At 63.5% G+C, this 24,069-nt stretch carries 17 protein-coding genes; 2 read left to right on the top strand and 15 right to left on the bottom strand.

Features of this window, described 5'->3' with window-relative positions; genetic code table 11:
* Positions 1–148: 148 nt before the first annotated feature.
* The 6 genes from ACP7B7_RS25810 to rpsL form a co-directional block, all read right to left on the bottom strand.
* Positions 149–2,905 (bottom strand): TonB-dependent receptor plug domain-containing protein, encoded by a 2,757-nt coding sequence (locus tag ACP7B7_RS25810; RefSeq protein ID WP_308923541.1) that lies wholly within the window; start codon positions 2,903–2,905, stop codon positions 149–151.
* Between the two features lie 449 nt (positions 2,906–3,354).
* Positions 3,355–3,672: a 30S ribosomal protein S10 gene (rpsJ, locus tag ACP7B7_RS25805; protein WP_010394389.1), complete on the bottom strand. Its 318-nt coding sequence runs from the start codon at positions 3,670–3,672 to the stop codon at positions 3,355–3,357.
* A gap of 305 nt (positions 3,673–3,977) precedes the next feature.
* On the bottom strand, positions 3,978–5,168 hold the full coding sequence (gene tuf, locus ACP7B7_RS25800; RefSeq protein ID WP_308923540.1) for an elongation factor Tu: 1,191 nt from the start codon (positions 5,166–5,168) through the stop codon (positions 3,978–3,980).
* A 72-nt stretch (positions 5,169–5,240) separates the two neighbouring features.
* On the bottom strand, positions 5,241–7,346 hold the full coding sequence (gene fusA, locus ACP7B7_RS25795; RefSeq protein ID WP_308923539.1) for an elongation factor G: 2,106 nt from the start codon (positions 7,344–7,346) through the stop codon (positions 5,241–5,243).
* A gap of 108 nt (positions 7,347–7,454) precedes the next feature.
* Positions 7,455–7,925, bottom strand: a complete 471-nt coding sequence (gene rpsG / locus ACP7B7_RS25790; protein ID WP_065310159.1) for a 30S ribosomal protein S7 — start codon at positions 7,923–7,925, stop codon at positions 7,455–7,457.
* A 150-nt stretch (positions 7,926–8,075) separates the two neighbouring features.
* Positions 8,076–8,459 (bottom strand): 30S ribosomal protein S12, encoded by a 384-nt coding sequence (gene rpsL, locus ACP7B7_RS25785; RefSeq protein WP_010394376.1) that lies wholly within the window; start codon positions 8,457–8,459, stop codon positions 8,076–8,078.
* Positions 8,460–8,851: 392 nt separating this feature from the next.
* Here rpsL and ACP7B7_RS25780 point away from each other — a divergent pair, with 392 nt between their 5' ends.
* Positions 8,852–10,684, top strand: coding sequence for a phosphoethanolamine transferase (locus tag ACP7B7_RS25780; RefSeq protein WP_426078578.1), 1,833 nt, complete (start codon positions 8,852–8,854; stop codon positions 10,682–10,684).
* Positions 10,685–10,690: 6 nt separating this feature from the next.
* Here the strand turns inward: ACP7B7_RS25780 and ACP7B7_RS25775 are convergent, their stop codons facing one another.
* The 9 genes from ACP7B7_RS25775 to ACP7B7_RS25735 all read right to left on the bottom strand — a co-directional run bounded on the left by ACP7B7_RS25775 (position 10,691) and on the right by ACP7B7_RS25735 (position 22,810).
* Positions 10,691–11,737 (bottom strand): ABC transporter substrate-binding protein, encoded by a 1,047-nt coding sequence (locus ACP7B7_RS25775; RefSeq protein WP_426078577.1) that lies wholly within the window; start codon positions 11,735–11,737, stop codon positions 10,691–10,693.
* Between the two features lie 9 nt (positions 11,738–11,746).
* Positions 11,747–12,802, bottom strand: coding sequence for an ABC transporter substrate-binding protein (locus tag ACP7B7_RS25770; protein ID WP_426078576.1), 1,056 nt, complete (start codon positions 12,800–12,802; stop codon positions 11,747–11,749).
* A 112-nt stretch (positions 12,803–12,914) separates the two neighbouring features.
* A complete protein-coding gene (locus ACP7B7_RS25765; RefSeq protein ID WP_426078575.1) occupies positions 12,915–14,783 on the bottom strand; it encodes an ABC transporter ATP-binding protein in 1,869 nt (622 codons plus the stop codon).
* On the bottom strand, positions 14,776–16,485 hold the full coding sequence (locus tag ACP7B7_RS25760; RefSeq protein ID WP_426078574.1) for an ABC transporter ATP-binding protein: 1,710 nt from the start codon (positions 16,483–16,485) through the stop codon (positions 14,776–14,778). Before ACP7B7_RS25760 ends, ACP7B7_RS25765 begins: the two co-directional genes overlap by 8 nt.
* A gap of 88 nt (positions 16,486–16,573) precedes the next feature.
* A complete protein-coding gene (locus ACP7B7_RS25755) occupies positions 16,574–17,329 on the bottom strand; it encodes an ABC transporter ATP-binding protein (RefSeq protein ID WP_426078573.1) in 756 nt (251 codons plus the stop codon).
* A gap of 26 nt (positions 17,330–17,355) precedes the next feature.
* Positions 17,356–18,186 carry an ABC transporter permease gene (locus tag ACP7B7_RS25750; RefSeq protein ID WP_308923532.1) on the bottom strand — a complete coding sequence of 277 codons (831 nt, stop codon included), beginning with the start codon at positions 18,184–18,186 and terminating at the stop codon, positions 17,356–17,358.
* On the bottom strand, positions 18,183–19,217 hold the full coding sequence (locus ACP7B7_RS25745; RefSeq protein WP_426078572.1) for an ABC transporter substrate-binding protein: 1,035 nt from the start codon (positions 19,215–19,217) through the stop codon (positions 18,183–18,185). The genes ACP7B7_RS25750 and ACP7B7_RS25745 overlap by 4 nt, the downstream gene beginning before the upstream one ends.
* 9 nt (positions 19,218–19,226) lie before the next feature.
* Entirely contained in the window at positions 19,227–21,485 is a 2,259-nt protein-coding gene (locus tag ACP7B7_RS25740; protein ID WP_426078571.1) for a TonB-dependent receptor, read from the bottom strand.
* Between the two features lie 239 nt (positions 21,486–21,724).
* A complete protein-coding gene (locus ACP7B7_RS25735; protein ID WP_426078570.1) occupies positions 21,725–22,810 on the bottom strand; it encodes a sigma-54 interaction domain-containing protein in 1,086 nt (361 codons plus the stop codon).
* 263 nt (positions 22,811–23,073) lie between these two features.
* Here ACP7B7_RS25735 and ACP7B7_RS25730 point away from each other — a divergent pair, with 263 nt between their 5' ends.
* Positions 23,074–24,069, top strand: coding sequence for an ABC transporter substrate-binding protein (locus ACP7B7_RS25730; protein ID WP_426078569.1), 996 nt, complete (start codon positions 23,074–23,076; stop codon positions 24,067–24,069).

Here is a 24,069-nt window from a genome sequence, read left to right as displayed (position 1 = left end):
GGAAGGAAATACCTGATCAGTTAGACCTCGGCAACGGCTTGGCGTTCCCACTGCTTTCGATGACATAGCCAAAAAAAACCAGGCGCGAGGCCTGGTTTTTCATGTGCCCGGCATCGCTGCCGGGCGGTCATCTGTCAGCTGGCGCCGATCAGAGGAAGGTGTAGCTGGCGGTGACGCCGATACGACGCATCTGGAACGTGTCGGCGTAGCCGGCACGCCATTGAATCGGCGCATCTTTTTCGAACAGGTTGTCCACGTACAGGCTGATACGGGTATTTTTGATACCGTTGTACGACAGGTTGTAGTCGAACGTCGTGTTGCTGCCAACGCGTTCGCAAGCCGACATGTTTTCGGCGGCTACCTTGTTGGTGACGCAGTAGGTCGGCGACGACAGGCTGTTGTTGCTGTAGCCGCTGGCGTAGTTGACGGTCACGCCGTGGTCGAAGGCACCCGATTTCAGGCTGGCGCGCAGCTTGGTTCTCAGGCGCGAACCCATGTCATAGGTACCTGCCATATTGGTGTCATAGGCATTGTCAGTGACGCTGAATTCCTGATATTTCCACTGGTAAGTACCTTCCAGTTTCAGACGTACCTGGCCGATGGCGGTATTGAAGCGACCCGACGCATCAAAGTCGAAGCCCGAAGCACGGGTACGGCCGCTGTTGACGTATGGGTTGTACAACAGACCGATCACGCCAACGTTACCGAAGTTGACGGTATTGGTTGGAGCGTATTTCTTCACCAGTGACAGGAATTGCGCATCAGCAGCGGTGTTGTCGACACGAATCAACTGACCTGGTGCCAGACTATCTTCGCCGCGCAGGATGTCCGATACCGCACGGGTACCGATTTCGTCCTTGCGTTCGATATGGTAGTAGTCCAGTGCCACGGTCCAGTTTTTTACTGGCTCGAACACGAAGCCGGCCGTGATCGAACGCGAGGTTTCCGGTTTCAGGTCCTTGTTCGACGACACGAAAGTCGGCACGCCACCGACGCAATCGCCGCTGCGGAAGCTGTTGGCCTGCGCCTTGTCGGCGGTGGTGGCATTCGGATTGCTTTGCACCAGGTTGTTCAGCGTATTGGCGGTCGAGCAGCGTTTTGGATCGTTGATGCTGGTCGCGAACGAGCTACGGCCCAGGCCGTTACCAGTTTCCACGACGTTTGGTGCGCGGAAACCACCCGATGCGGTAGCGCGCAACAACAAGTTGTCGGTCGCGTTCACGCGCAAGCCCAGTTTCGGCGAGAAGTGCACGTCGCTGTTGGTCGATTTGTCGGCACGTAACGCAGCGTTCAGCTCGACGCGCTTGATGACAGGGATGGTCGCTTCGGCGAACAGCGCGTAGTGATCCATCTTGTCTTTGACTTGCAGGCCGGCGATGCCGACCAGTTCGCCACGCAGCACGTTGTCCGAGCTGGCCATTTCATACTTTTCCTGACGGATATCGGTACCAAATGCCACGCTCAGCGGACCGGCAGGCAGTTGCGCCACTTCACCGGACACGGTCGCGTCGATGAAAGCGATCTTCGATTCACCCTTGGTGGTGCGGACCGGGAACATCGATTCGAGCAGCGCAGGATCATTTTGCTGGCCGAACTTGTAGGTACCGTTGACGATGGCGTCGGTGTAACCTTTGGCGCTCGCGGCACGGGTGGCCTTGGTCGCTTTCGAGTTCATGTAGCCGGCAGCCGATTTCCAGTCGAAGTTGCCGATATCGCCGTTCAGGCTCAGCATGACGCGGGTCTGGTCGGATTCGGTACGGTTGAAGTTGAAGCCGTTACCGGTGTCCATCATGCGGGCACGGTATTCCGTGGCGACCGAGTAAGGATTCATCGCATGGCCGACTGGCAGCTTCGGATAGAAGAACGGGCCAACCATCTTGCCGTTGATCGCGTCATACCAGGTGCTCGACGAGGTGGTGGCGCTGCCGTTGCTGACGTTAAATGGCGCAACGATGTAGTCGTTGCTGGCGCCGGCATTGGTGATCTCGAAGTTGGCGTCGATATCCTTGCCGATGCGGAAGTGCGTGTTGCTGGCCAGCGCATAGCGCTTGGCATTGGTGGCCAGGCCGGTGTACGGCAGGACGTCCATCTTGCACAGGCCGTCTTTCGGGTCGATATTGGCGGTCGGGCAGCCTGGCGCAGCGACGATATTGGTGCTGCTGCGGTAGTAGTTACCGGTAGGCGAGAACGAGCTCAGCGCATCCCAGGTCGAACGGCCCGGGGTCTGGCGGTGCCATTCCGGATAGTGGCTCTTCAGGTCGCCGGTGGTAAAGCCGTCGCTCTTGTAGGCTTCGTACGTCAGGTAGGTATTGAAACCGTCCTTGTCGATATCGCCGTAACCGACGATACCCGACACATTGCGGTTGCGCTGATCGTTGAAACCGTCCGATTCCTTGTAGTTGGCGGTAATCTTCGCGCCTTCGAAGTTTTTCAACAGGATGATGTTGATCACGCCGGCGATGGCGTCGGAACCGTAGATGGCCGACGCGCCGTCTTTCAGGATCTCGATGTGGTCGATGGCGGAAGCTGGAATCGCATCCAGGTTGGTGAAATTCTGTTGTGCCCCGTCAGCCAGGCCATATTGTGCAATACGGCGGCCGTTGACCAGCACCAGGGTGGCGACCTTGCCCAGGCCGCGCATGCCCACGCCCGACGAACCCGTGGCAAAGCTGCCCGAGCTGCTGTTGGCCGAGTCGATCGAGGTGCTGACGGCGGACGAGGAATTGAGGATGCCCAGCGCGGTGGTTTCACCGGTACGCTCGATGTCATCGCGGGTCAGGATCTGGACCGAGCCAGCCGCTTCCGCTTCGGTACGCTTGATGCTACTACCGGTGACTTCGACGCGTTGGATTTTTTCTACAGGTTCTGCAGCTTGTTGTGCGAATGCATGTTGCGAAAATGCCAAGGTCAATGCGATTGCAATGGTGCTTTTTTTAAAACCTGGTTTGTTGATTGCAGATTTATTCAAGACTACTCCCGAGCTGTCGTTTTCTATTGTATGAATTGTCGACACGAGCAAGTGATATTCCTTGTAAGAACATCGTACTTTGTAACGTGCGCCATGAATTTCTCACATCGAAGTAGCCCTGCAAAGGGAAAAAGCCGGATATTGTGATGATTGACTCATTTTGTGCGTGGTCTGTTGTTTTCTGGAATCATATTCAATGCCCATTTAGCAATGAATTAAAATAAATTTTTCCATATTGTCATAGTGCGCACTGCCTGGCCCCGGCTCGGAACGTATAGACAGGTACCTGCCTGGACGTAAAAAAACCGGGCCTGTCCACGATCGTGAAGAGGCCCGGCTTTTTATCAGCTGGCGGTCAGGAAACCCCGGCCGCCACCTTGAATCGATTATTGCAGTTTGATTTCGACATCAACACCAGCTGGCAGATCCAGCTTCATCAGCGCGTCAACGGTTTTGTCCGTTGGGTCAACGATGTCCATCAGGCGTTGGTGCGTACGGATCTCGAACTGATCGCGCGAAGTTTTGTTGACGTGCGGGGAACGCAGCACATCGAAACGCTGAATACGGGTAGGCAGCGGTACTGGGCCTTTGACGACAGCGCCGGTGCGCTTCGCGGTTTCAACGATTTCCAGGGCGGACTGGTCGATCAGCTTGTAATCGAAAGCCTTCAGGCGGATACGGATTTTTTGGTTTGGTGCCGACATGATATTTCCTTAAAAGAACGAACCGCGCGGTCTGCACGGCAATGAGGTCATACGGGGAATTTCTGACACAACAACCGTCAGGGTCGACATGATAGCACCAAAATGCTTGCCTACCCCGGCAGTTGAACAAAAAGAAGGGCGCCGGGCGACGACGCGTCTTCTTTTACAACGCCGAACAAAACCGTAGCGAGCGGAAGGTAGTTGTGGCTGAGAAGCGCAACTGTACGGAGGTACAGTGAGCATCGCAGGCCGCAAATACCGACGCGCAGCAGGTTTTAATCGGCGTCCTTATGCAGGCTTAAGAATTAAGCCAGGATTTTTGCAACGACACCAGCACCAACGGTACGGCCGCCTTCGCGGATAGCGAAGCGCAGACCTTCTTCCATCGCGATCGGGTTGATCAGCTTGACGGTGATCGACACGTTATCGCCTGGCATGACCATTTCTTTGTCTGCTGGCAACTCGATCGAACCGGTTACGTCCGTGGTACGGAAGTAGAACTGTGGACGATAGTTGTTGAAGAATGGCGTGTGACGGCCGCCTTCGTCTTTCGACAGGACATAGATCTCGCCGGTGAAGTGGTTGTGCGGTTTGATCGAGCCTGGTTTTGCCAGAACTTGACCACGTTGCACGTCTTCACGCTTGGTGCCGCGCAGCAGCAGACCAACGTTGTCGCCTGCTTGACCTTGGTCCAGCAGTTTGCGGAACATTTCCACGCCGGTGCAAGTCGTTTTGACGGTATCGGTGATGCCGACGATTTCGATCTCTTCGCCGACCTTGATGATGCCGCGTTCGATACGACCGGTCACCACGGTACCGCGACCCGAGATCGAGAACACGTCTTCCACTGGCATCAGGAAGGCACCGTCAACAGCGCGCTCTGGCGTCGGGATGTAAGCATCGAGTGCATCGGCCAGACGCAGTACTGCGTCAACGCCCATTTCGCCTTCTTTGCCTTCCAGCGCCATACGTGCCGAACCTTTGATGATCGGCAGGTCGTCGCCTGGGAATTCGTACTTCGACAACAGCTCGCGCACTTCCATTTCAACCAGTTCCAGCAGTTCTGCGTCGTCGACCAGGTCGCACTTGTTCAGGAACACGATGATGTATGGAACGCCAACTTGGCGGGCCAGCAGGATGTGTTCGCGGGTCTGTGGCATTGGGCCGTCAGCTGCCGAGCAAACCAGGATCGCGCCGTCCATCTGTGCTGCACCGGTAATCATGTTCTTGATGTAATCGGCGTGGCCTGGGCAGTCAACGTGCGCGTAGTGACGGGTAGCCGTTTCGTACTCGACGTGAGCGGTGTTGATGGTAATGCCGCGTGCTTTTTCTTCTGGAGCCGCATCGATCTGGTCGTATGCTTTGGCTTCGCCGCCGAATTTTTTCGACAGAACCGTTGCGATTGCAGCGGTCAGCGTGGTTTTACCGTGGTCGACGTGGCCGATGGTGCCGACGTTGACGTGCGGCTTGGTCCGTTCGAATTTACCTTTTGCCATTTTATTCTTCCTTAGAACAATGATTTAAATGTAGGGACCGGCACTCTCGTGAAAGCCGGTCCGGCACAACAATTACTTAGCTTTCGAGCTTACGATTGCTTCAGTCACGTGTTTCGGAGCTTCCGAATAGTGCTTGAATTCCATCGAGTAAGTCGCACGGCCTTGCGTTGCGGAGCGCAGCGAGGTCGAGTAACCGAACATTTCCGACAGTGGTACTTCGGCCTTGATGATCTTGCCGCCACCGCCAGCAATCTCGTCCATACCTTGCACCATGCCGCGACGCGACGACAGATCGCCCATCACGGTACCGGCGTAATCTTCCGGCGTTTCCACTTCCACCGACATCATCGGCTCCAGGATGACTGGCGATGCTTTGCGGCAGCCATCTTTGAATGCCATCGAAGCGGCCATGCGGAATGCATTTTCGTTCGAGTCGACATCATGGTAGGAACCGAAGAACAGCGTGACCTTGACGTCTACCACTGGGTAGCCAGCCATCACGCCCGAGGTCAGCGTGTCGCGCACACCTTTTTCAACTGCAGGGATGTATTCGCGAGGAACGGTACCGCCCTTGATCGCGTCAACGAATTCGAAACCCTTGCCCGGTTCTTGCGGTTCGATCTTCAGAACCACGTGACCGTATTGACCACGACCACCCGATTGCTTGACGAATTTGCCTTCCGACTCTTCGCAAGTTTTGCGGATCGTTTCGCGGTAAGCCACTTGTGGCTTGCCGACGGTCGCTTCAACGTTGAATTCACGTTTCATGCGGTCAACGATAATTTCCAGGTGCAACTCGCCCATACCACCGATGATGGTCTGGCCCGATTCTTCATCGGTCTTCACGCGGAACGAAGGATCTTCCTGTGCCAGGCGGTTCAGCGCCAGGCCCATTTTTTCCTGGTCGGCCTTGGTCTTCGGCTCGACGGCCTGCGAGATCACTGGCTCAGGGAAAACCATTTTTTCCAGGGTGATGATGGCCGAAGGATCGCACAGGGTTTCGCCCGTGGTTGCATCTTTCAGACCAACGGCAGCGGCGATATCGCCGGCGCGCACTTCCTTGATTTCTTCGCGCTGATTCGCGTGCATCTGCAGAATACGACCCAGGCGTTCTTTCTTGCCCTTGATCGGATTGTAGACGGTGTCGCCCGAATTGATCGTGCCCGAATAGACGCGGAAGAAGATCAGCTGGCCCACGAATGGGTCGGTCATGATCTTGAATGCCAGCGCGGCGAATTTCTCGTCGTCCGACGCTTTACGCGACGTCGGCTGGTCATCTTCGTCCATGCCTTCGACCGGCTTGATGTCGATTGGCGATGGCAGGTATTCGATCACGCCGTCCAGCATGGCTTGAACGCCCTTGTTCTTGAACGCCGTACCGCACATCATCGGCACGATTTCCGATGCCAGCGTACGCGCGCGCAGAGCCGCCTTGATTTCAGCTTCCGTCAGGTCGCCTTCTTCCAGGTACTTGTTCATCAGCTCTTCCGACGCTTCGGCAGCCGCTTCGACCATCTTCTCGCGCCACTCGGCGGCTTGATCAGCCAGCTCTGCAGGGATATCACGGTAGTCGAACTTCATGCCTTGCGACGCGTCGTCCCAATACACGGCCTTCATCTTGACCAGATCGACCACGCCCAGGAAGTTCTCTTCGGCGCCGATAGGAATCTGCAGCGGAATCGGGTTGGCTTTCAGGCGGGCACGCATCTGCTCGTAGACCTTGAAGAAGTTGGCGCCGGTACGGTCCATCTTGTTCACGAAGGCCAGACGTGGCACTTTGTACTTGTTAGCCTGGCGCCATACCGTTTCCGATTGTGGCTGCACGCCGCCGACTGCACAGTAAACCATGCAGGCGCCATCGAGCACGCGCATCGAGCGTTCAACTTCAATCGTGAAGTCAACGTGGCCCGGGGTGTCGATGATGTTGATGTGGTGCTCAGGGAAGTTACCTGCCATGCCCTTCCAGAAGCAGGTGGTCGCTGCCGAGGTAATCGTGATGCCGCGCTCTTGCTCTTGCTCCATCCAGTCCATGGTGGCGGCGCCATCATGCACTTCACCAATCTTGTGATTGATACCGGTGTAGAACAGTACGCGTTCGGTGGTGGTCGTCTTACCTGCATCGATGTGAGCGGAGATACCGATATTGCGGTAGCGCTCAATGGGGGTCTTGCGGGCCATAATTAATCCTAAATGAATGGACAAAACCGAGCAGCATTTTTTTGCAAAAATGAGCCCGGCCTCGAACAACAGATACTTGACAGCCGCCTTGCGGTAGCTGGCTTTTTATTAGAAGCGGAAATGCGAGAACGCTTTGTTCGCTTCAGCCATGCGATGGACTTCGTCGCGTTTTTTCATCGCGCCGCCGCGGCTTTCAGCCGCTTCCATCAGCTCACCGCCGAGGCGTTGTGGCATCGATTTTTCGCTGCGCTTGTTAGCAGCTTCGCGCAACCAACGCATGGACAGGGCCATACGACGCACTGGGCGAACTTCGACCGGCACCTGGTAGTTTGCACCACCGACGCGACGGGATTTCACCTCAACGAGCGGCTTGGCGTTGTTGATTGCGGTAACAAAAACTTCGAGTGGATCTTTACCCGATTTCGCTGCGATGTGCTCGAAAGCACCGTAGATGATGTTTTCTGCAACCGATTTTTTACCGGACAGCATCAACACGTTTACGAATTTGGCGACATCAGTGTTGCCGAATTTTGGATCTGGCAAAATTTCGCGCTTGGGTACTTCACGACGACGTGGCATATCAATTCCTTTCAATCTTCAGTTGAGCGCGCGTTCTTCGCACACTCGCGGACGACCATCATAGTCACCCACTTACTCGACCAGATGCGGTCGACTACATTCACTTAGTTAGTTGCCACTGAGCGAAACTTGGGTTTGCTGCTACAACTATTACTTCTTGCCTGCTTTAGCGCGCTTGGTACCGTATTTCGAACGCGATTGCTTACGGTCTTTGACGCCTTGGGTATCCAGAGCACCGCGAACCATGTGGTAACGAACACCTGGCAAATCTTTTACACGACCGCCGCGCAGCAGAACAACGCTGTGCTCTTGCAGGTTGTGGCCTTCACCGCCGATGTACGAAATCACTTCGAAACCGTTGGTCAGACGTACTTTGGCGACTTTACGCAGAGCCGAGTTAGGCTTCTTTGGAGTCGTGGTGTAAACACGTGTGCAGACGCCACGTTTTTGCGGGCTGTTTTCCAGCGCCGGCGATTTGCTCTTCACGGTCAAGGCGACGCGTGGATTGCGAATCAATTGATTGATGGTTGGCATCGTTATAAATCCAACAAAAAACTACGATTAATAACCCGGACATTGCTGCCCGGCGACTAAAACCTCGTCCCGCTTTTATCGTTCCACACCGCAGGCGCCCGTAGCCACTCGACGAGGAGCGGCTGAGAAATGCCAGGTAACACGTAAACGATGTGCAGAATAAAATCGAGAACTCGCTAGTTTAGACCTAGTGTTACAGGGGGTCAATCAGTTTACGGCTTTTTGCTATAAAAAAGAGCAAAGTAAACGCCCGTTCGTGGCATTTACGCCAATTTTTCCAATGCAAGCCCCGATGCCGCCGCGATGGCAAGCGCCATGTTGAACGACCGCAAGATGACAAAAGGAATGATAATAGCGGACATTTTTTCGCTGCCGCCCCGCCGCCATCCCTTATGCGCTCCTTGTTTCGCCCTGCCGGCGCCAGCCTGGCCAACGCCTTCCTGCTGCTGACCTACGCGCTGCTTACGGCCGTGCCCTTCCTGCCGGTGTTGCTGGGACGCACGCCCGAACACCCGTGGCAGTTACTGGGCTTCGAGCTGCTGGCCTGGCTGGCCGTGTGGAGCATCTTCCAACGCCCCGCGTATTTTCACTGGCTGCTGGTGCCCGCCTTCCTGGCGCTGCCGACCGAGATTTACCTGTTCGTGTTCTATGGCCAGGGCATCTCCACCCACCACCTGGGCATCATCTTCGAGACCAGCCCCAAGGAAGCGATGGAATTCCTCGGCCAGAAAGTGTGGCTGATGGGCGCCGTGATGCTGGGCGTGCTCCTGTGGTGCCTGCTCAGCTGGTATGCGGCGACGCGCACGCGCAGCCTGGACTGGCGCGGCAAAAGCCGGCCGGCCGCCATCGCCGTCTTGCTGCTGCTGGGCGCCGGCTGGTGGTACGGCCATGAATTCGGCATTGCCGCCGGCGCGCCGGCCGCCCACTCCTCTGCCAGCACCGAGGCCGGCATCGAGGGTGCCGACGACACCGGCCTGGACTGGCCGGCCCTGCCGCGCTGGCTGCGCCTGCCCTACGGTGTCGAGACCGTCAGCGGCGCCTGGCCCTTCGGCCTGATGGCGCGCGGCTATGATTTCTACAAGGAGCGCCGCTACCTGGCCGAACTGGGCGACAAGAGCAGCCGCTTCACCTTCGGCGCCCACCAGCAGGACCCCGACACGCAGCCGGAAGTGGTGGTGATGGTGATCGGCGAATCGTCGCGCTACGACCGCTGGAGCCTGAACGGCTATGCGCGCGACACCAATCCCCTGCTCAAGCAGGAAGACAACCTGGTGCCGCTGGCCGACGTCATCACGGCCGTCTCGGCCACGCGCCTGTCGGTGCCGGTGATCATTTCGCGCAAAAAGGCCACCGAAAGCCTGAAGGCCGGCTTTTCGGAAAAATCGTTTTTGTCCGCCTACAAGGAAGCGGGCTTCAAGACCTACTGGCTGTCGAACCAGATTTCGTTCGGCAAGTTCGACACACCCGTTTCCGTGTTTGCCAAGGAGGCCGACGTGGTGCAGTTCCTGAACCTGGGCGGCTTTACCAACAGCTCGAACTTCGACCAGATCCTGCTCGACCCGTTCAAGAACGCGCTGGCCGACCCGGCGCCGAAAAAACTGATCGTGCTGCACACCCTGGGCAGCCACTGGAACTACAGCCAGCGCTATCCGAAGCAGTTCGACAAGTGGCAACCCTCGCTGTTCGGCGTCGACAAGCCGGTCTACACGGATACCGCCATCAAGCCGCAGCTGAGCAACAGCTATGACAGTTCGATCCTGTACACGGACTGGTTCCTGTCCAATGTGATCGGCGTGCTGAAGGACGACGGCGAACGCACGGCGCTGCGCAGCTCGCTCGTGTATGTGTCCGACCACGGCCAGACCCTGTACGACGGCACCTGCCGCCTGGCTTTCCACGGCCACAACACGCAGTTCGAATTCCACGTGCCCTCGTTTGTCTGGTACTCGCCGCAATTCGCGCTGCGCTACCCGGACAAGGTCAAGCAGGTGCGCCGCCATCGGAAGTCGAAGCTGTCGACCGAAAACATGTTCCACACCCTGCTCGACCTGGGCGACATCCGCTACGCCGGCGAACAGCCCGAATGGAGCATCGCCAACGCCAGCTTCAGGCAGCACAAGCGCTATGTCGACAGCTACGGCTGGACCGACTACGACAACGCCACCTTGCGCGGCGACTGCCGCGAAGTGATCGACAGGAGCACGCCAAGGAAGCAGGAGAAATAAACCGCGTCAGGCGGCCTCGCGCTCCAGCAGCAGCAGGCGGGCCGCCGCCAGCGGCCGGTGATCGGTCCAGGCGTCGAGGTCGATGTCGGCGTCGAGAAAGCCGTGCAGCAGCAAAAAATCCGCCTGCCGGCGCAGCAGCGCCAGTCGCTCGGGCGACAGGTCGGGATGCAGGGCCTGGTGAAAACCGTCGCGATAGGCCTCGCTCACCGCCTGCGCGCTGCCGCGCGTTTCATCCTGCAGCACGCGTTGTACGCCCTCCAGGTTGCCGGCCGCCCAGTCGGCCGCGCGCAGGCCCTGCGCCAGGAAGCGCGCCACCAGTTCCGGATGTTCCTCAAGCAGGTGGCGGTGCACCGTGATCGGCCGCGGCGTGCCGTTGTTGACCCGGTAGCGCTGCGGCAGCGCATCGATGTCGATGCCCACTTCCAGTCCCAGCCGCCGCGCCGCATCGAGCGCCGCCGCCCCTTTGACATAGACCGCGTCGACGCGGCCGGCGGCCAGGTGCTCCAGCCCCGCCCACAGCCCCTGCAGGCCGCCGGCCGGACCATCGCGCCGCAGCGCCGCTTCCACCTCGACCAGGCGCACATCGTCGAACGACAGGCCGGCAAAGGCCAGCACGCCCTTCACGCCATGCAGCGTCATGCCGCGCGCGATGCTGCAGCCGCGCACATGGGCGGCGATCGGATGGTCGACATACGCCGGCAGCGCCACGCGCAGCCCTTTCAGCTGCGCCGCCTGGCGCAGGCCGGAACCGGCCCGCACGATGATGGCCTGGCCCTCGTCGATCCAGGTCAGGCCGATCAGGCGCGTGTCGGCGCCCTGCGCGCGCGCGGCCAGCGCCAGCATGTTGCCGCCCTCGCGTATCAGCTCGGGCAGGTCGTGGTCATAGTGATGGCGCGCCAGCCCGCTGCCGGCCGGCTGCTCCTGCAGGGTCGCGACGGCAATGCCGTCGGGCGCGAATTCCTGCTCCAGCCAGCCCAGCTTGTAAGCCAGGCCGGTGGCGGTCGGCACGGGGCAGCGGGTGAACCACAGTTGCTGCAAACCTGGATTGCTCATGGCCGCTCCTCACGCGGCCAGCGCGTGCAAGCGCGCGCGGGCCTGTTCATGTGGCGCCACATCGATCCAGGCGCGCACGTCGAAGGTGGCGGGGATGAATTGCCAGCGCTGCAGGAAATCGGTGAAGTCCTGCAGCGCCGCGATCGAGGTCGGGTCGAAATCGGTGCGCAGGCGCAGGTGGGCGTCCTCGCCATACGCGCGGCGCACCCAGAAGTCGTTGCTGTTGGTTTCGCGGGCCAGGAACTGGCGCGCTTCCAGCGGATGGGCGCGCGCCCATTCGTCGGCGCGCAGCGTCGCTTCCACCAGCCGCACGGCCGTCTCGGGATGATGGTCGAGCAGGTGCTGGTCCACCGTCAGGGTGCGCGGCGTGCCATTGTTGGCGCGCACCAGCGGTTCCGGATGCGCGCCCGTGTCGATCACCACCTGCAGGCCGAAATGGTGGACCAGCTGCGCCGCATGCGCGCCCTTGAGGAAGATCGCATCGACTTCGCCGCGCAGCAGCCCCACCAGCTCCGCATTGCGCGAGCCGCCACCGGTGCTCAGGTCCGCCTTGCCGTCGATGCGCTGCACCGGCTCGTCGCTGTGGCGCCGTTCGATCACGAAGTCGACCAGCTCGACATCGGCCACTTCCAGGCCGTCCAGGCGCAACGCGTTTTCCAGCGCGCGGATGGCCTGGGCGCGCGCAAAATCGATCTGCACGTTGCGCCACAGCGGCAGGCCGAACTTGCGGCCCTTCAGGTCGCGCACGCTGTCGATGCCGGAGCCGGGCAAGGTCAAAATCAGCTGGATTTCATCAGCCCAGGACAGGCCGATCACGCGGGTGTCGCGGCCGCTGGCGCGGGCCCAGATGGCGGGGATATTGCCGCCATGGCGCACCGAGTTTTGCAGTGTATGGTCGAAATGCGATTCGCGCACGGCCGCGTCGTTCGACTCCTGCAGCGACCTGATGGCGGTGTGCTGCTGCGCGAACGATTCTTCCAGCCAGCCGCGCTGCAGCGCGATGCCCAGGCCGGTCGGAACCGGGCAGCGGGTGTACCACAAGGTGTCCAGTGTTTTGCTCATCATGCTCTCCTGCGTCATACGGCCTGGCCGGCGGCCCTGCTCGTCTCACTTGTTTTGCAAACTCCATGCCAGGCTTTTGCGGTGTTTTTGGCGCGTTTTGCAGGCCATCACCGCGTCAGCCTGCTGCGCCAGCAACAGCCGCCGCGCAGGCTGCTGGTGCAGCAGCGATGACGCCGTCATGGCTGCGATACAGCTCGGCATACAAGCCGTCCTGCGCCAGCAAGGCGTCGTGCCCTCCCAGTTCGGCCACCACGCCATCGCGGATCACGGCGATGCGGTCGGCGTCGCGGATGGTGGCCAGGCGGTGCGCGATCACGATGGACGTGCGCCCGGCGCACAGGCAGCGCAGCGCGCGACTGATGCGCCGCTCGCTGTGCATGTCGACCGCCGAGGTGGCTTCGTCGAGCACCAGCACGGCCGGATCGGCCAGATAGGCGCGCACCAGGCACACCAGCTGGCGCTGGCCATGACTCAAACGCCGGCCCAGCGCGCCCACTTCCGTGTGATAACCGTGCGGCAGGCGTTCCAGCACCTCGTCGGCGCCCAGCGCGCGCGCCGCGTCGATCAGGACCGCGTCGCTGGCGGCGGGCGAAGCCAGGCGCAGGTTGTCGAGGATGGTGCCGGTAAACAGCACGTTGTCCTGCAGGACCACGCCGATATGGCGGCGCAGATCGTGTTGCGCATAGTCGCGCACATCGACGCCATCGAGCGCGATGCGGCCCTGCTGCACGTCATAGAAGCGCGTCAGCAGCTGCACCAGCGTACTTTTCCCGTGGCCGGTCGGGCCGACGATGGCCAGCATTTCGCCGGCGCGCACGCGCAGGTCCAGGCCCCGTATCACCGGTGCCTGCGCGTCGGCGCGGTAGGCGAAGCGCACCTGCTCGAAATCGACCTGGCCGCGCACCGGCGCCGGCGCGCGCGTGACAAGCCGGTCGCGGATCTCGGGCGCCGTATCGAGCAGCAGGAAGATGCGTTCGGCCGAGGCCATGCCGGCCGCATGGCGCTCGAACAGGTCGCCCAGTTCCTGCAGCGGCCCCAGGAACAGCATCACGTAGAACAGGCTTTCGATGATCTGGCCGGCCGTCACCTGGCCCTGCGCCAGGCCATGCGCGCCGACCATCAGCAGCAGCGCCATGGCCAGGTTCGACAGCAGGCCCGCATACGGCGCGAACCAGCCGGCCGTCACGCCGCCGCGCAGCATGGCCGCGCTGAACAGGCCCAGCAACTGCTGGTAGCGCAGCAGGTTGGCCTGCTGGCGGCCGCTTTGCTGCAGCAGCTGCACGCCGGTGACGGTTTCCACCAAATGCGCCGTGTAGCCGCTGCGGTGCTCGGCCACCCTGGCCCAGTTGCTGCGCGTGAGGCGGCGGAACAGCCAGGTGCCGGCCGCCAGCGGCACGATCACGGCGGCCAGGCTGTAGAACAGCGGCGGCGCGATATGCCACAGCAGCACGCCGGCCAGCACGCAGCGCAGCAGCGCCGACAGCAGTTCGGGCGGCCCCTGTATCAGCAGCGGCTCCAGACCGTCGATATCGCGGTCCAGGCGCGACATGATGCGCCCGGCCCTGGCGCGGTCGAAATACGACACGCTGAGCGCCTGCACATGGGCAAAGGCGCGCACGCGCAGGTCGTTCAGCACACCGATGGCGGCGCTGCCGGCCAGGTACTGGGCCGCGCCGGCCAGCGCAAAGCGCGCCACCCAGGTCGCCGCCAGCCCCGCCCCCAGCCACCACAGCAGCGGCCAGTCCAGGCGCCAGCCGCCGACACCGGCGGGCAGCAGGCCGCGGTCGACCAGCACGCGCACGAACCAGGGCCGCACGAAGATTGAGGCGACCAGCAACACTTCCAGCAGCACCACGGCGGCGATGTGCGCGCGCACGGGGCGCAGCAGCGGCAGCAGGCGGCTCCACGCCGTGCGGCGCATGGCCTGGCCGGCCAGCGCCTCTTCGGTGGCCAGGTCGCTGCCCGGGGCGGCAGGCTTATTCATGGCCGCCCTCGCCGGCTATCCCCAGCAGCTCGCGGTAGGCGGGCTGGCTGGCCAGCAGTTGCGCATGCGTGCCGGCGGCGGCAATGCGGCCGCCCTCCAGCAGCAGCACCCGGTCGGCATGCAGCACGGTCGACAGCTTGCTGGCGACCAGCAGCATCGTGCGCGCGCCCCCTTCGCCGCGCAGCGCGCCCAGGATGCGCCGTTCGGTGACGGCGTCGAGCGCGCTGGTGGCGTCGTCGAGCACCAGCAGGTCGGGCGCCGCCAGCAGCGCGCGCGCCAGGCACAGACGCTGGCGCTGGCCGCCGGACAAGGTCGTGCCGCGCTCGCCCAGCCGCGTTTGCATACCATGTTCCAGGCCGGCGACGATTTCGCCGGCGCTGGCCAGTTGCAGGGCACGCCGCAGCTCGGCGTCGCTGGCCTCGGGCGCGGCCATACGCAGATTGGCCGCCACCGTGTCGGAAAACAGAAAACTCTCCTGCGGCAGCACATGCACGCGCCGCCGCAGCGCCGGCAAGTCGAGGCCGGCCGCATCGTGCCAGCCCATGGCGTCCGAGCCCAGATGCACGCTGCCGCCATCGGGCTGCAGCAGCCGTGGCAGCAAATGCGCCAGCATGCTCTTGCCGGCGCCGGTGGCGCCCACCAGCGCCACCGTCTCGCCGGGCGCGATGGTGAAGCTGCAGTCGTCGAGTATCAGCTTGCCGCCGCCGGGCGCGGCCAGCGCCACGCGTGCCAGGCGGCAGCCCAGCGGACCGGGTGGCAGCTGTCCGGCGCCGCCGGCCAGCGCCAGTGGCGTGTCGAGCAGCTCCCAGATGCGGCCGGCCGACGCGCGCGCATCGGACCAGGCCTGCATGGCGCGGCCCACGCCTTCCAGGCGAAACACCAGCATGGTGGCCAGCAGCAGCGCGGCCGTCAGCTGGCCCAGGTTCAGCTGGCCGCGTTCCACCAGCAGCGCGCCATACAGCATGATCCACACATGGCCCATCGCCACCACCGCCTGCGGCAGCGGCACGCGCGAACTGGCATACGCCAGCGCGGCGCGCGCCTGCCGTGCGAACAGCGCCACCTCACCCGCAAAACGGGTACTGCGCTGCTGTTCCAGCACGAACGATTTGATCACGCGCACGCCCGTCACGCCTTCGGCGATATCCTGGCTGACGCGGTCGTAGGCGGCGCCGGTGGCGCGGTCGAGCCGCACCAGATGGCCGGCCTGGCGCAGCAGCAGCGCCAGCGCGGCCATGCAAAGCAGCAGCGGCACCAGGCCCAGCGCCGGGTGGTACCAGCACAGCAGGCCCAGCACGGCGACCAGCACCAGCACCGTGTCGACACCCTGGCGCCAGAACGTGATCATGGCGTCGCGCACCTTGTCGGCGTCGCGCGTGGTGCGGTTCACCAGTTCGCCCATCCCCTGGCGCCAGTGATAGGCCAGCTGCAGCTGCTGGATATGGCTGAAGATGCGCGCGCGCAGCTGTGTCAGCAGGCGCTGGTTGCATTGCTGCGAGGCCAGCGCCACCGCATACAGCATCAGCGCGCGCGCCAGCGCCACGCCGCCCAGCAGCAGTAGCCAGCGCAGCGCCGGCGCATGGTCCAGCGTGCCGTCGGCCAGCCGCAGCACGGCGCGCCCTGCGGTGACATCGTGCACGGCCTGGCCCAGCAGCCATTGCTGGCATACCAGCGCCGCGTTCACCAGCACGAACAGCAGCACGGTGGCGCCGGCCAGCAGCGGTAGATGGCCAGGCAGCGCAGCAGCGGATAGCGGGTGACGGGGAGGATGGGAGCGATCGTCGCGGCGCTCACGGCGTTTCCGTCACGCCCAGGGTGCGCAGCAGCCTTGCGCGCAGCAGGTCGAAGGCCTGCGCGCCGCGCTGGCGCGGATGATCGAGCGCGATGCGTTCGTCCAGCACGGTGCGCCCGCCGCTCAGCACCAGCACGCGGTCGGCCAGCTGGATCGCCTCGTCGACATCGTGCGTCACCAGCAGCACGGCCGGCTGGTGGCGGCGGCACAGCTGCGCCACCAGCGCCTGCATCTTGATGCGGGTCAGCGCGTCGAGCGCGGCAAACGGCTCGTCGAGCATCAGCAGCTGCGGCGCGCGCAGCAAGGCGCGCGCCAGCGCCACGCGCTGCGCTTCGCCGCCGGACAGCGTGGCCGGCCAGGCATCGGCATGGCTGGCCAGTCCCACTTCGTCGAGCGCGGCCAAGGCCGCCTCGCGCTGGCTGCGCTTGTCGAGTCCCAGCAGCACATTGTCGAGCACGCGCTTCGATTGCACCAGGCGCGGTTCCTGGAACACCACCGTGCGCCGTTCGGCCACCAGCACGCTGCCGCTGTCGACCTCGTCCAGGCCCGCCAGCATGCGCAGCAAGGTGGTCTTGCCGCTGCCGCTTTTCCCCAGCAGCGCGATGAATTCGCCCTGGCCGATGTCCAGCTCAAAGCCGTCGAGCACCGCTTTGCCGTCGAAGACCTTGTGCGCGTTGCGCACCTGCGCCGCCGGCGCCGGGGGATGTGCGGGTGCCGGATCGCCGGCCAGCCGCAGCTTGCTAATTGTCGCCATCTCGTTTCCGTTCAAAGTTGCACCGTTCATTTGCGCGCCAGCGCGCGCCACGGCATCAGCAGCCGTTCCAGCACCCGCACCAGCAGGTCGGTGGCCAGGCCGAACAGCGCATAGATCACCACGCAGACGATCAGGATCTCGGTCTTGAAATATTCCTGCGCCTGCAGCATCAGGAAACCGATGCCCTGGGTGGTGTTGATCACCTCCACGCCGATCAATGCCAGCAGCGCCATGGTGGTCGACAGGCGCAGGCCCACCATCAGCGACGGCAGCGCGGCGGGAAAATAGATCTCGGCGATCAGGCGCCAGCGCGTCAGGCCGAAGATGCGCGCCGCCTCGATGATTTTCGGGTCGACATTGCGCACGCCGCCATAGGCGTTCAGATACATGGGCTTGGCAGCGCCGGCCGCGATCAGCAGGATCTTCGACGATTCGCCGATGCCGAACCAGACGATCAACAGTGGAATGAGCGCCAGGAACGGCACGGCCCGTATCATCTGCATGGTCGGGTCGACCAGTTCCTCGACCACGCGCGACAGGCCGGCCAGGATGCCCAGGCACAGGCCGAAGCCGCCACCGAGCAGCAGGCCCAGGCCGGCGCGCGTGAGCGACAGCGACAGGTGGTGCCACAGCACGCCCGAGCGCGCCAGCGACCAGGCGCTGTCGAGCACCACCCACGGCGCGGCCAGCACATTGGTCGGCAGCGCGCCGCTGGCCGAACCGAGCGCCCAGGCCAGCAAGATCAGCAGCGGCACCGACAGGCGCAGCAGGAAGCTGCGGCGCGGCGAGCGTGGCCGCGCTTGCAGGGGCGTGGGCGGCGCCAGCGCCACGCCGGCGTTCACGATGGCGGCCGTCATTGGCGCACCACCCAGTCATCGACCGAAAACGGCGCTTGCGCCACCTGGTGCGCGACACGGAAATCGAGCAGTTTTTTCAGCGCCGTCACGCCCGCGTCGGAAATCGCCTTATCCTCGAAATCGATGCTGGTGGTGGCGCGCACCACGTCGAGCGGATAACCGGTGCTGTCGGCGCTCCAGCGGTAGTACGCTTCCGGGTCCTGGCGGATCGCGTCGATGCCCGCCTTCAGCCCGCGCCAGAAGGCCGGCGCAAAAGACGGGTTGGCCGCCAGGAAGTCGGCCCGCGCGGAAATCACGCTGACGGTGCGGCCGGTGGACGGCACGTCGCCCAGTTTCCCCACCAGGGTCAGGCCATGGCGGTCTATCCACAGCTTGGCCACGGCGGCCGACGTCACATAGGCGTCGAGCTGATTGTTTTGCAGGGCCGGCAGCGCCGCCGACGAGGGCAGCTGCGTGTAGGCGACATCTTTCAGTCCCAGCCCCTGCGCGGCGGTCTGGAAGCCGTAGTCGAAGGTGGAGCCGAACAGCAGGCCCACGCGCTTGCCGCCCAGGGACGCCAGCGTGGCCGGCCCGCCGGGGCGCCCGACCACCCAGAAACCGGACTCGGTATCGCTGGGCGGCGTGACATACAGGGCGCGCTGCCGTTCGCCGCGCGCGCGCGACAGCACCGCCGGCGAGTCGCCGGTGCTGGCCAGTTCGGCCTGGCCGCTCATCATGCCCAGCAGGGCCGCCGCCGTGCGCGGAAAGCCGAGCACGCCGTCGAAGCGGAAACCACTGTGCGCCAGCTCGCGTTGGAACACGCCCAGGTGGATCGCATAGCCGAGCGGGCCGCTGGTCTGCAGCTGCTTGCTGATCTGCTCGGGGTTGCCCAGCGCGGCGGCGGCGATGCGCACGCCCACGGCCGGCTTGCCCGGGGCCAGCGGGGTGGCGGGTGCGGCGGGGCGCAGCGCCCACCACAGTGCGCCGCCCAGCACGATCAAGCCCAGGGCGCCGGCGGCAAGCCGGCGGCGGGTGGTCGGAATATCGCTCATGGTGGCTCCTTAAAAACGGTAGGTGGCCGACACGCCAAAGGTGCGCGGCGCGCCATACGAATACAGGCCGGTGATCAGCGCCGTGTTGCGGTACACCTTGTCGGTGGCGTTCAGCACATACAGGCGCACCTCATACTGCTGGCGCGGCGCCACGTAGCCGGCCGACAGATTGCCCAGCCAGTAGGCCTTCTCGGTCAGGAAAGCGCTGCTCTGGTCGACGGCATTGAAATACGCCTTGCTGCGGTAGCCCCAGTCGGTGTTGAACACCAGCGCGCCGCTGCTCGCCAGGCGGTACTTGTATTCGGCCTGCACATTGCCGATCACGCGCGGCACGCGGTTGAACCAGTTGCCGGCCGCGTTGTGCGTCAGCGTGTCCTGGAAGTCGGTGAACTCGGTATGGTTCAGGCCCACGTTGACGGCCAGGCGCAAGTCTTTCACCGGCACCAGCGCCACCTCGATATCGACGCCCTTGACCTCCCCGCCGCGCGCGTTGATGAAGGTCAGCACCTGCTGGCTCGGGTTGAGCGGATTGAGCGTGGTGCCCTTTTGCTGGATGTCGGTGTAGTCGTAGTAAAAGCCGGCCACGTTGACCTGCAGGCGGCGCTGCCACCATTCGCTCTTCACGCCCAGCTCATACGATTTCAGGTATTCCGGCTGTATCGTCGTGACCTGGCTTTGCGTGGTGGCGCCGGCGTTGAAGCTGCCGCCGTTGAATCCTTTCGAGTAGCGGAAATACGCGCGCACGTCGTCGCTGATCTGGTAGGCCGGCGTGATGTCGTAGGTAAACGCCGACCAAGTCTTCGAGGCATCCTGGGCCGCCGCCGTGGTCAGGTTCGCGTTCAGGCTGGACGCCAGCCACCACTGCGCCACATTGTTGTAGGCCACGCCGGCCGGCGCGGTGCGATAACGATAGTCGATCTCCTTTTTCTCGCGCGTTTCGCGCACGCCCAGCGCCACGTCGAACTTGTCGCTGAACTTGTAATCGGCGTTGCCGAACAGCGCATAGCTGGTCGACTTGAGCGTGTAGTCGGTGCTGTTGTAGCTGCGCGTCTTGTTGCCGCCGGCCGCCGTGCGCGAGCCTGGCAGCACGCCCGTCTGCGCGCTGGAATCGAGTTTGCCGTCAAAAAAATAGGCGCCGGCGATCCACGACAGCGGCCCGGTCTTCGGCGACGCCAGGCGCAGCTCCTGGCTCAGCTGGTCGACCGCGAACACCGTGCGGCTGCGGCTCGATTCATAGGTGACGGAGTCGGCGCTGCCCTGCGCGCGGTCGAATTTTTCATAGCCCGTGACCGAGGTCAGCGACAGCCCGCCCGGCAGCTCCTTGTTCAGGGTCAGCGCCGCTCCCTTCTGTTTCAGCCTGTCGGTCGGTTCCACCAGCGCCGGGATATTGAAGCGGGTCTGGGTCGGCACGGCCGTGGTGCCGCTCAGCAGCACCGGGCCGTTGAAGTCGCGGTAATGGAGGTTGAGCAGCGCGTCGAAGGTGTTCGAGAACTTCGCCAGCAATTGCGCGCGCACGCCCAGGTCGCGCCATTTTTCGGTACCCGGCACGAAACTGTTCTGCGCATAGCGGTCGGCCTGTTCGCGGTGCAGCGACACGCGCGCGGCCAGCACGTCGTCCTTCAGCGCGCCGCCGTAAGCGCCTTCGAGCAGGGTGCTGCCCTTGTCGCCGATGCTGGCCTTGACGTAGCCGTCATTGCTGAAAGTCGGTTTGCGCGAAATGAAGTTGATCGCGCCGCCCGTGGTGTTCTTGCCCCACAAAGTGCCTTGCGGGCCGCGCAGCACTTCCACGCGTTCCAGGTCGAACAGCGGAAAGCCCACCGTCGAGGCGTTCCAGATATACACGTCGTCGAGGTAGGTGCCGATCGGATTGGTGTTCCACACCGAGGCGTCGGACAGGCCGATGCCGCGGATATAGAACTTCGGACGGCCATGGCCGTCGGTGGTGTCGGCCGTCATGTTGGGCACGAAGCGGATGATGTCGCCGGCATTGCGCACTTCGCTGTTTTCCACCGTGTCGCCGCCGATCACGGTCACCGCCGAGGCGATCGACTGCACATTGTCGCGGCGCTTTTCGGACGTCACCACCACGCGCTGCAGCACGGCGCCATCGTCCTCGCTGACCACCACTGCCGCAGGCGCTGCGGGAACGTCGTCCAGCGCCCAGGCCGGCGCGCCAAAGGCGCCGGCCAGCGCCAGTACCATGCAGCGCCGCGTACCGCGCCGTGCCGCCAGATGTTGTACCGCCCTGCCTGATGCTGCTGCTTTCATTGCCACTCCCTGTGCGCATGCGCGTTGAATTGAATAGAAGTCTCCGTGCCGGCGTCGCCCCGCCATTCTGGCGTGACGCGCCCTTTGGAGCTTCTATTTGCAGGAAGCGTGCCAAGCCCGATCGCCACGCAAGTCATTGATTTGCAAGGAAGTGATGCACAGGATGGGGAATCGCGGGAGGGGGAAATTCAGCACATTGCTGCGGCAGCAGCACCGCAGCAGCAGCAGCTGCAGCAGCGTCACAGCGCGCCGGCGGCGCCCTTGATGATGCCCAGGTCGGCCAGGCGGGCGCGCACGATATTGCGGCTCAGGTTCAGCAGGCGCGCCGTCTGCAGCTGGTTGCGGTCGCTGTATTCATAGGCGCTGGCAAACACCTCGCCTTCGATCGCCTGCCACAGGTCGGGATGGTCTGCATCGAACAGGCGCAGCAGCGCCGCGCGCAAGGCCTCTTGCGGCGTGCCGGCCGCAGTAGCGGCGGTGGCGGTGGCGGTGGCGGCAGGTGCGGCCGCGCCGGACAATTCGCCCAGCGACGAGAAATGCAGGTCGGCCGCGGTGACTTTGCCGCCACGGCTGATCAGCAGCGCATGGTGGATCACGTTTTCCAGTTCGCGGATATTGCCGGGCCAGGAATAGCGTTTCAGGCGCAGCAGCGCATCGGCGTCCAGCACCGGCGCGGCGATGCGCAGGCGCTTGCCATACAGGTCGAGAAAGTGGCGCGTCAGCGGCGCGATGTCGTCGGGGCGTTCGCGCAGCGGCAGCAGCGCCAGCTTGGCCACATTCAGGCGGTAGTACAGGTCCTCGCGGAAGTGGCCGGCCCGCACGGCCGCTTCCAGCCGCACATTGGTGGCCGCCACCAGGCGCACATCGATTTTCACGGGTTTGCGCGAACCGACGCGCACCACTTCGCGCTCCTGCACCACGCGCAGCAGCTTGACCTGGGCCGCCGGCGGCAGGTCGCCCACTTCGTCGAGAAACAAGGTGCCGCCATGGGCCGCTTCGAACCAGCCGGCGCGGCTTTCGAGCGCGCCCGTAAAGGCGCCGCGCTCGTGGCCGAACAGTTCGCTCTCGATCAGGGTATCGGAAAAAGCGCCGCAATTGACGGCGATGAACGGCCGTTCGCCGCGCTCGGACAGTGTGTGCACAAGGCGCGCGATCAGCTCCTTGCCGGTGCCGCTTTCGCCCGTCACCAGCACGGTCGCATCGCTGGGGGCGATCAGCCGTATGCGTTCGAGCAGCACCCTGGACGCGGGGTCTTCGAACGCGAGCGCCTTGGCACGGATCGAGATCGCGTGATCGGCGGGATTGGGCAGGCTGAGCACCTCCATGGCACACTTTCATCGGTATCGGGACACGGTCAAGTTAGCATGGCGCGGGGGTGGCAGGGAAGCGACGGTTTTGCATATGCATAGAGATAAAACGACTATCCGGCGCCGGTTGCTGCCAGGCGCGCAAGACGCTGCTGATGGCCTGCTGCTGGCGCAGCAATGCGCCGCGCCGCAGGCCGGAAATGCGCGCCGCCAGCGGTGGCATGGCTCTTGCTGACGCTTGTTGTATCGCGACCACTACGTCCCCGTTACGTCCCTCTCCCATGACCGCAACCCACCCTCCCTTCTGGTACGAACGCTCGCCCGTGCCCACGCCGCTCAGCATCGCCGTGCATCTCGGCTGGCTCAATGGCGAACCGTCGGCCGATGGCGTGGCGATCCGTTCGCTGCGCACGCGCCAGCCGAGCGGCAACCCGACGCAGCAGCTCGAATACATGCTGGCCAATACCTTCCGCCAGGGCAGCAGCGCACCGGCCCTGTGGGCGCGCGCGCGCGGCGCCGACACGCGCGTGATCGGCCTGACCTGGACCGACGAAGCGCAGCAGATCCTGGCGCTGCCGCAGTCCGGCATCCGCGCCATTGGCGACCTGCGCGGACGGCGCATCGCCGTGCCGCGCTGCGACGACATCGAGATCGACATGTTCCGCGCCACCACCCTGCGCGGCGTGCTCAATGCCCTGAGCCTGGAAGGCCTGGCGGACCAGGATGTCACCCTGGTCGAAGTGGAACGCGACCTGCGCCGCCTGTACCTGGCCGAAGCCCATGCGCTGCTGGCGGGCCAGGTCGACGCGATCTATGTGCGCGGCTCGGCGGGGCTGGAAATCGCCCTCATGCTCAATGCGCTGGTGGTGGCCGATATCGGCTTTCATCCCGACCCGGCGATCCGCAACAACAACGGCACGCCGCGCCCGCTGACGGTCAGCGGCGCGACCTTGCGCGAGTTTCCCGACATCGTCAGCGGCTTTCTGCAGCTGGTGGTCGACGCCGGCCACTGGGCCGCCTCGCATCCGCTGGAAACCATCAGCTATATCGCCAATGAAACGGGCTCGGCGCCGCAACTGGTGCGCGCCGCCTACGGTCCGCAGCTGCACCGCAAGCTGCGGGTCGACTTGGCGCCCGAGTCGCTGGCCGCGCTGGGATCGTTCAACGACTTCCTGCTGGCGCGCGGTTTTCTCGACAACAGCGTCGATATCGGCGAGTGGGTCGACCATGCGCCGCTGCGGCAATTGCGCGCGCAGCCGGGCCTGCATTCGGCCTGA

It is taken from the genome of Janthinobacterium sp. PSPC3-1 (assembly GCF_049896105.1).
Classification (GTDB): domain Bacteria; phylum Pseudomonadota; class Gammaproteobacteria; order Burkholderiales; family Burkholderiaceae_D; genus Janthinobacterium.
Note: the sequence above shows the minus strand (reverse complement) of the source record. Positions and strands in the feature narration are given on the sequence as shown.

Excerpts from the sequence above, each read along its gene's own strand:
- ACP7B7_RS25730 (WP_426078569.1), top strand. The coding sequence starts at position 23,074 with ATGACCGCAACCCACCCTCCCTTCTGGTACGAACGCTCGCCCGTGCCC.
- ACP7B7_RS25755 (WP_426078573.1), bottom strand. The coding sequence starts at position 17,329 with ATGGCGACAATTAGCAAGCTGCGGCTGGCCGGCGATCCGGCACCCGCA.
- tuf (WP_308923540.1), bottom strand. The coding sequence starts at position 5,168 with ATGGCAAAAGGTAAATTCGAACGGACCAAGCCGCACGTCAACGTCGGC.
- ACP7B7_RS25765 (WP_426078575.1), bottom strand. The coding sequence starts at position 14,783 with ATGAATAAGCCTGCCGCCCCGGGCAGCGACCTGGCCACCGAAGAGGCG.
- ACP7B7_RS25775 (WP_426078577.1), bottom strand. The coding sequence starts at position 11,737 with ATGAGCAATCCAGGTTTGCAGCAACTGTGGTTCACCCGCTGCCCCGTG.
- ACP7B7_RS25780 (WP_426078578.1), top strand. The coding sequence starts at position 8,852 with ATGCGCTCCTTGTTTCGCCCTGCCGGCGCCAGCCTGGCCAACGCCTTC.
- fusA (WP_308923539.1), bottom strand. The coding sequence starts at position 7,346 with ATGGCCCGCAAGACCCCCATTGAGCGCTACCGCAATATCGGTATCTCC.
- ACP7B7_RS25740 (WP_426078571.1), bottom strand. The coding sequence starts at position 21,485 with ATGAAAGCAGCAGCATCAGGCAGGGCGGTACAACATCTGGCGGCACGG.
- ACP7B7_RS25735 (WP_426078570.1), bottom strand. The coding sequence starts at position 22,810 with ATGGAGGTGCTCAGCCTGCCCAATCCCGCCGATCACGCGATCTCGATC.
- ACP7B7_RS25745 (WP_426078572.1), bottom strand. The coding sequence starts at position 19,217 with ATGAGCGATATTCCGACCACCCGCCGCCGGCTTGCCGCCGGCGCCCTG.
- rpsJ (WP_010394389.1), bottom strand. The coding sequence starts at position 3,672 with ATGTCGGCACCAAACCAAAAAATCCGTATCCGCCTGAAGGCTTTCGAT.
- rpsG (WP_065310159.1), bottom strand. The coding sequence starts at position 7,925 with ATGCCACGTCGTCGTGAAGTACCCAAGCGCGAAATTTTGCCAGATCCA.
- ACP7B7_RS25770 (WP_426078576.1), bottom strand. The coding sequence starts at position 12,802 with ATGATGAGCAAAACACTGGACACCTTGTGGTACACCCGCTGCCCGGTT.
- ACP7B7_RS25750 (WP_308923532.1), bottom strand. The coding sequence starts at position 18,186 with ATGACGGCCGCCATCGTGAACGCCGGCGTGGCGCTGGCGCCGCCCACG.
- rpsL (WP_010394376.1), bottom strand. The coding sequence starts at position 8,459 with ATGCCAACCATCAATCAATTGATTCGCAATCCACGCGTCGCCTTGACC.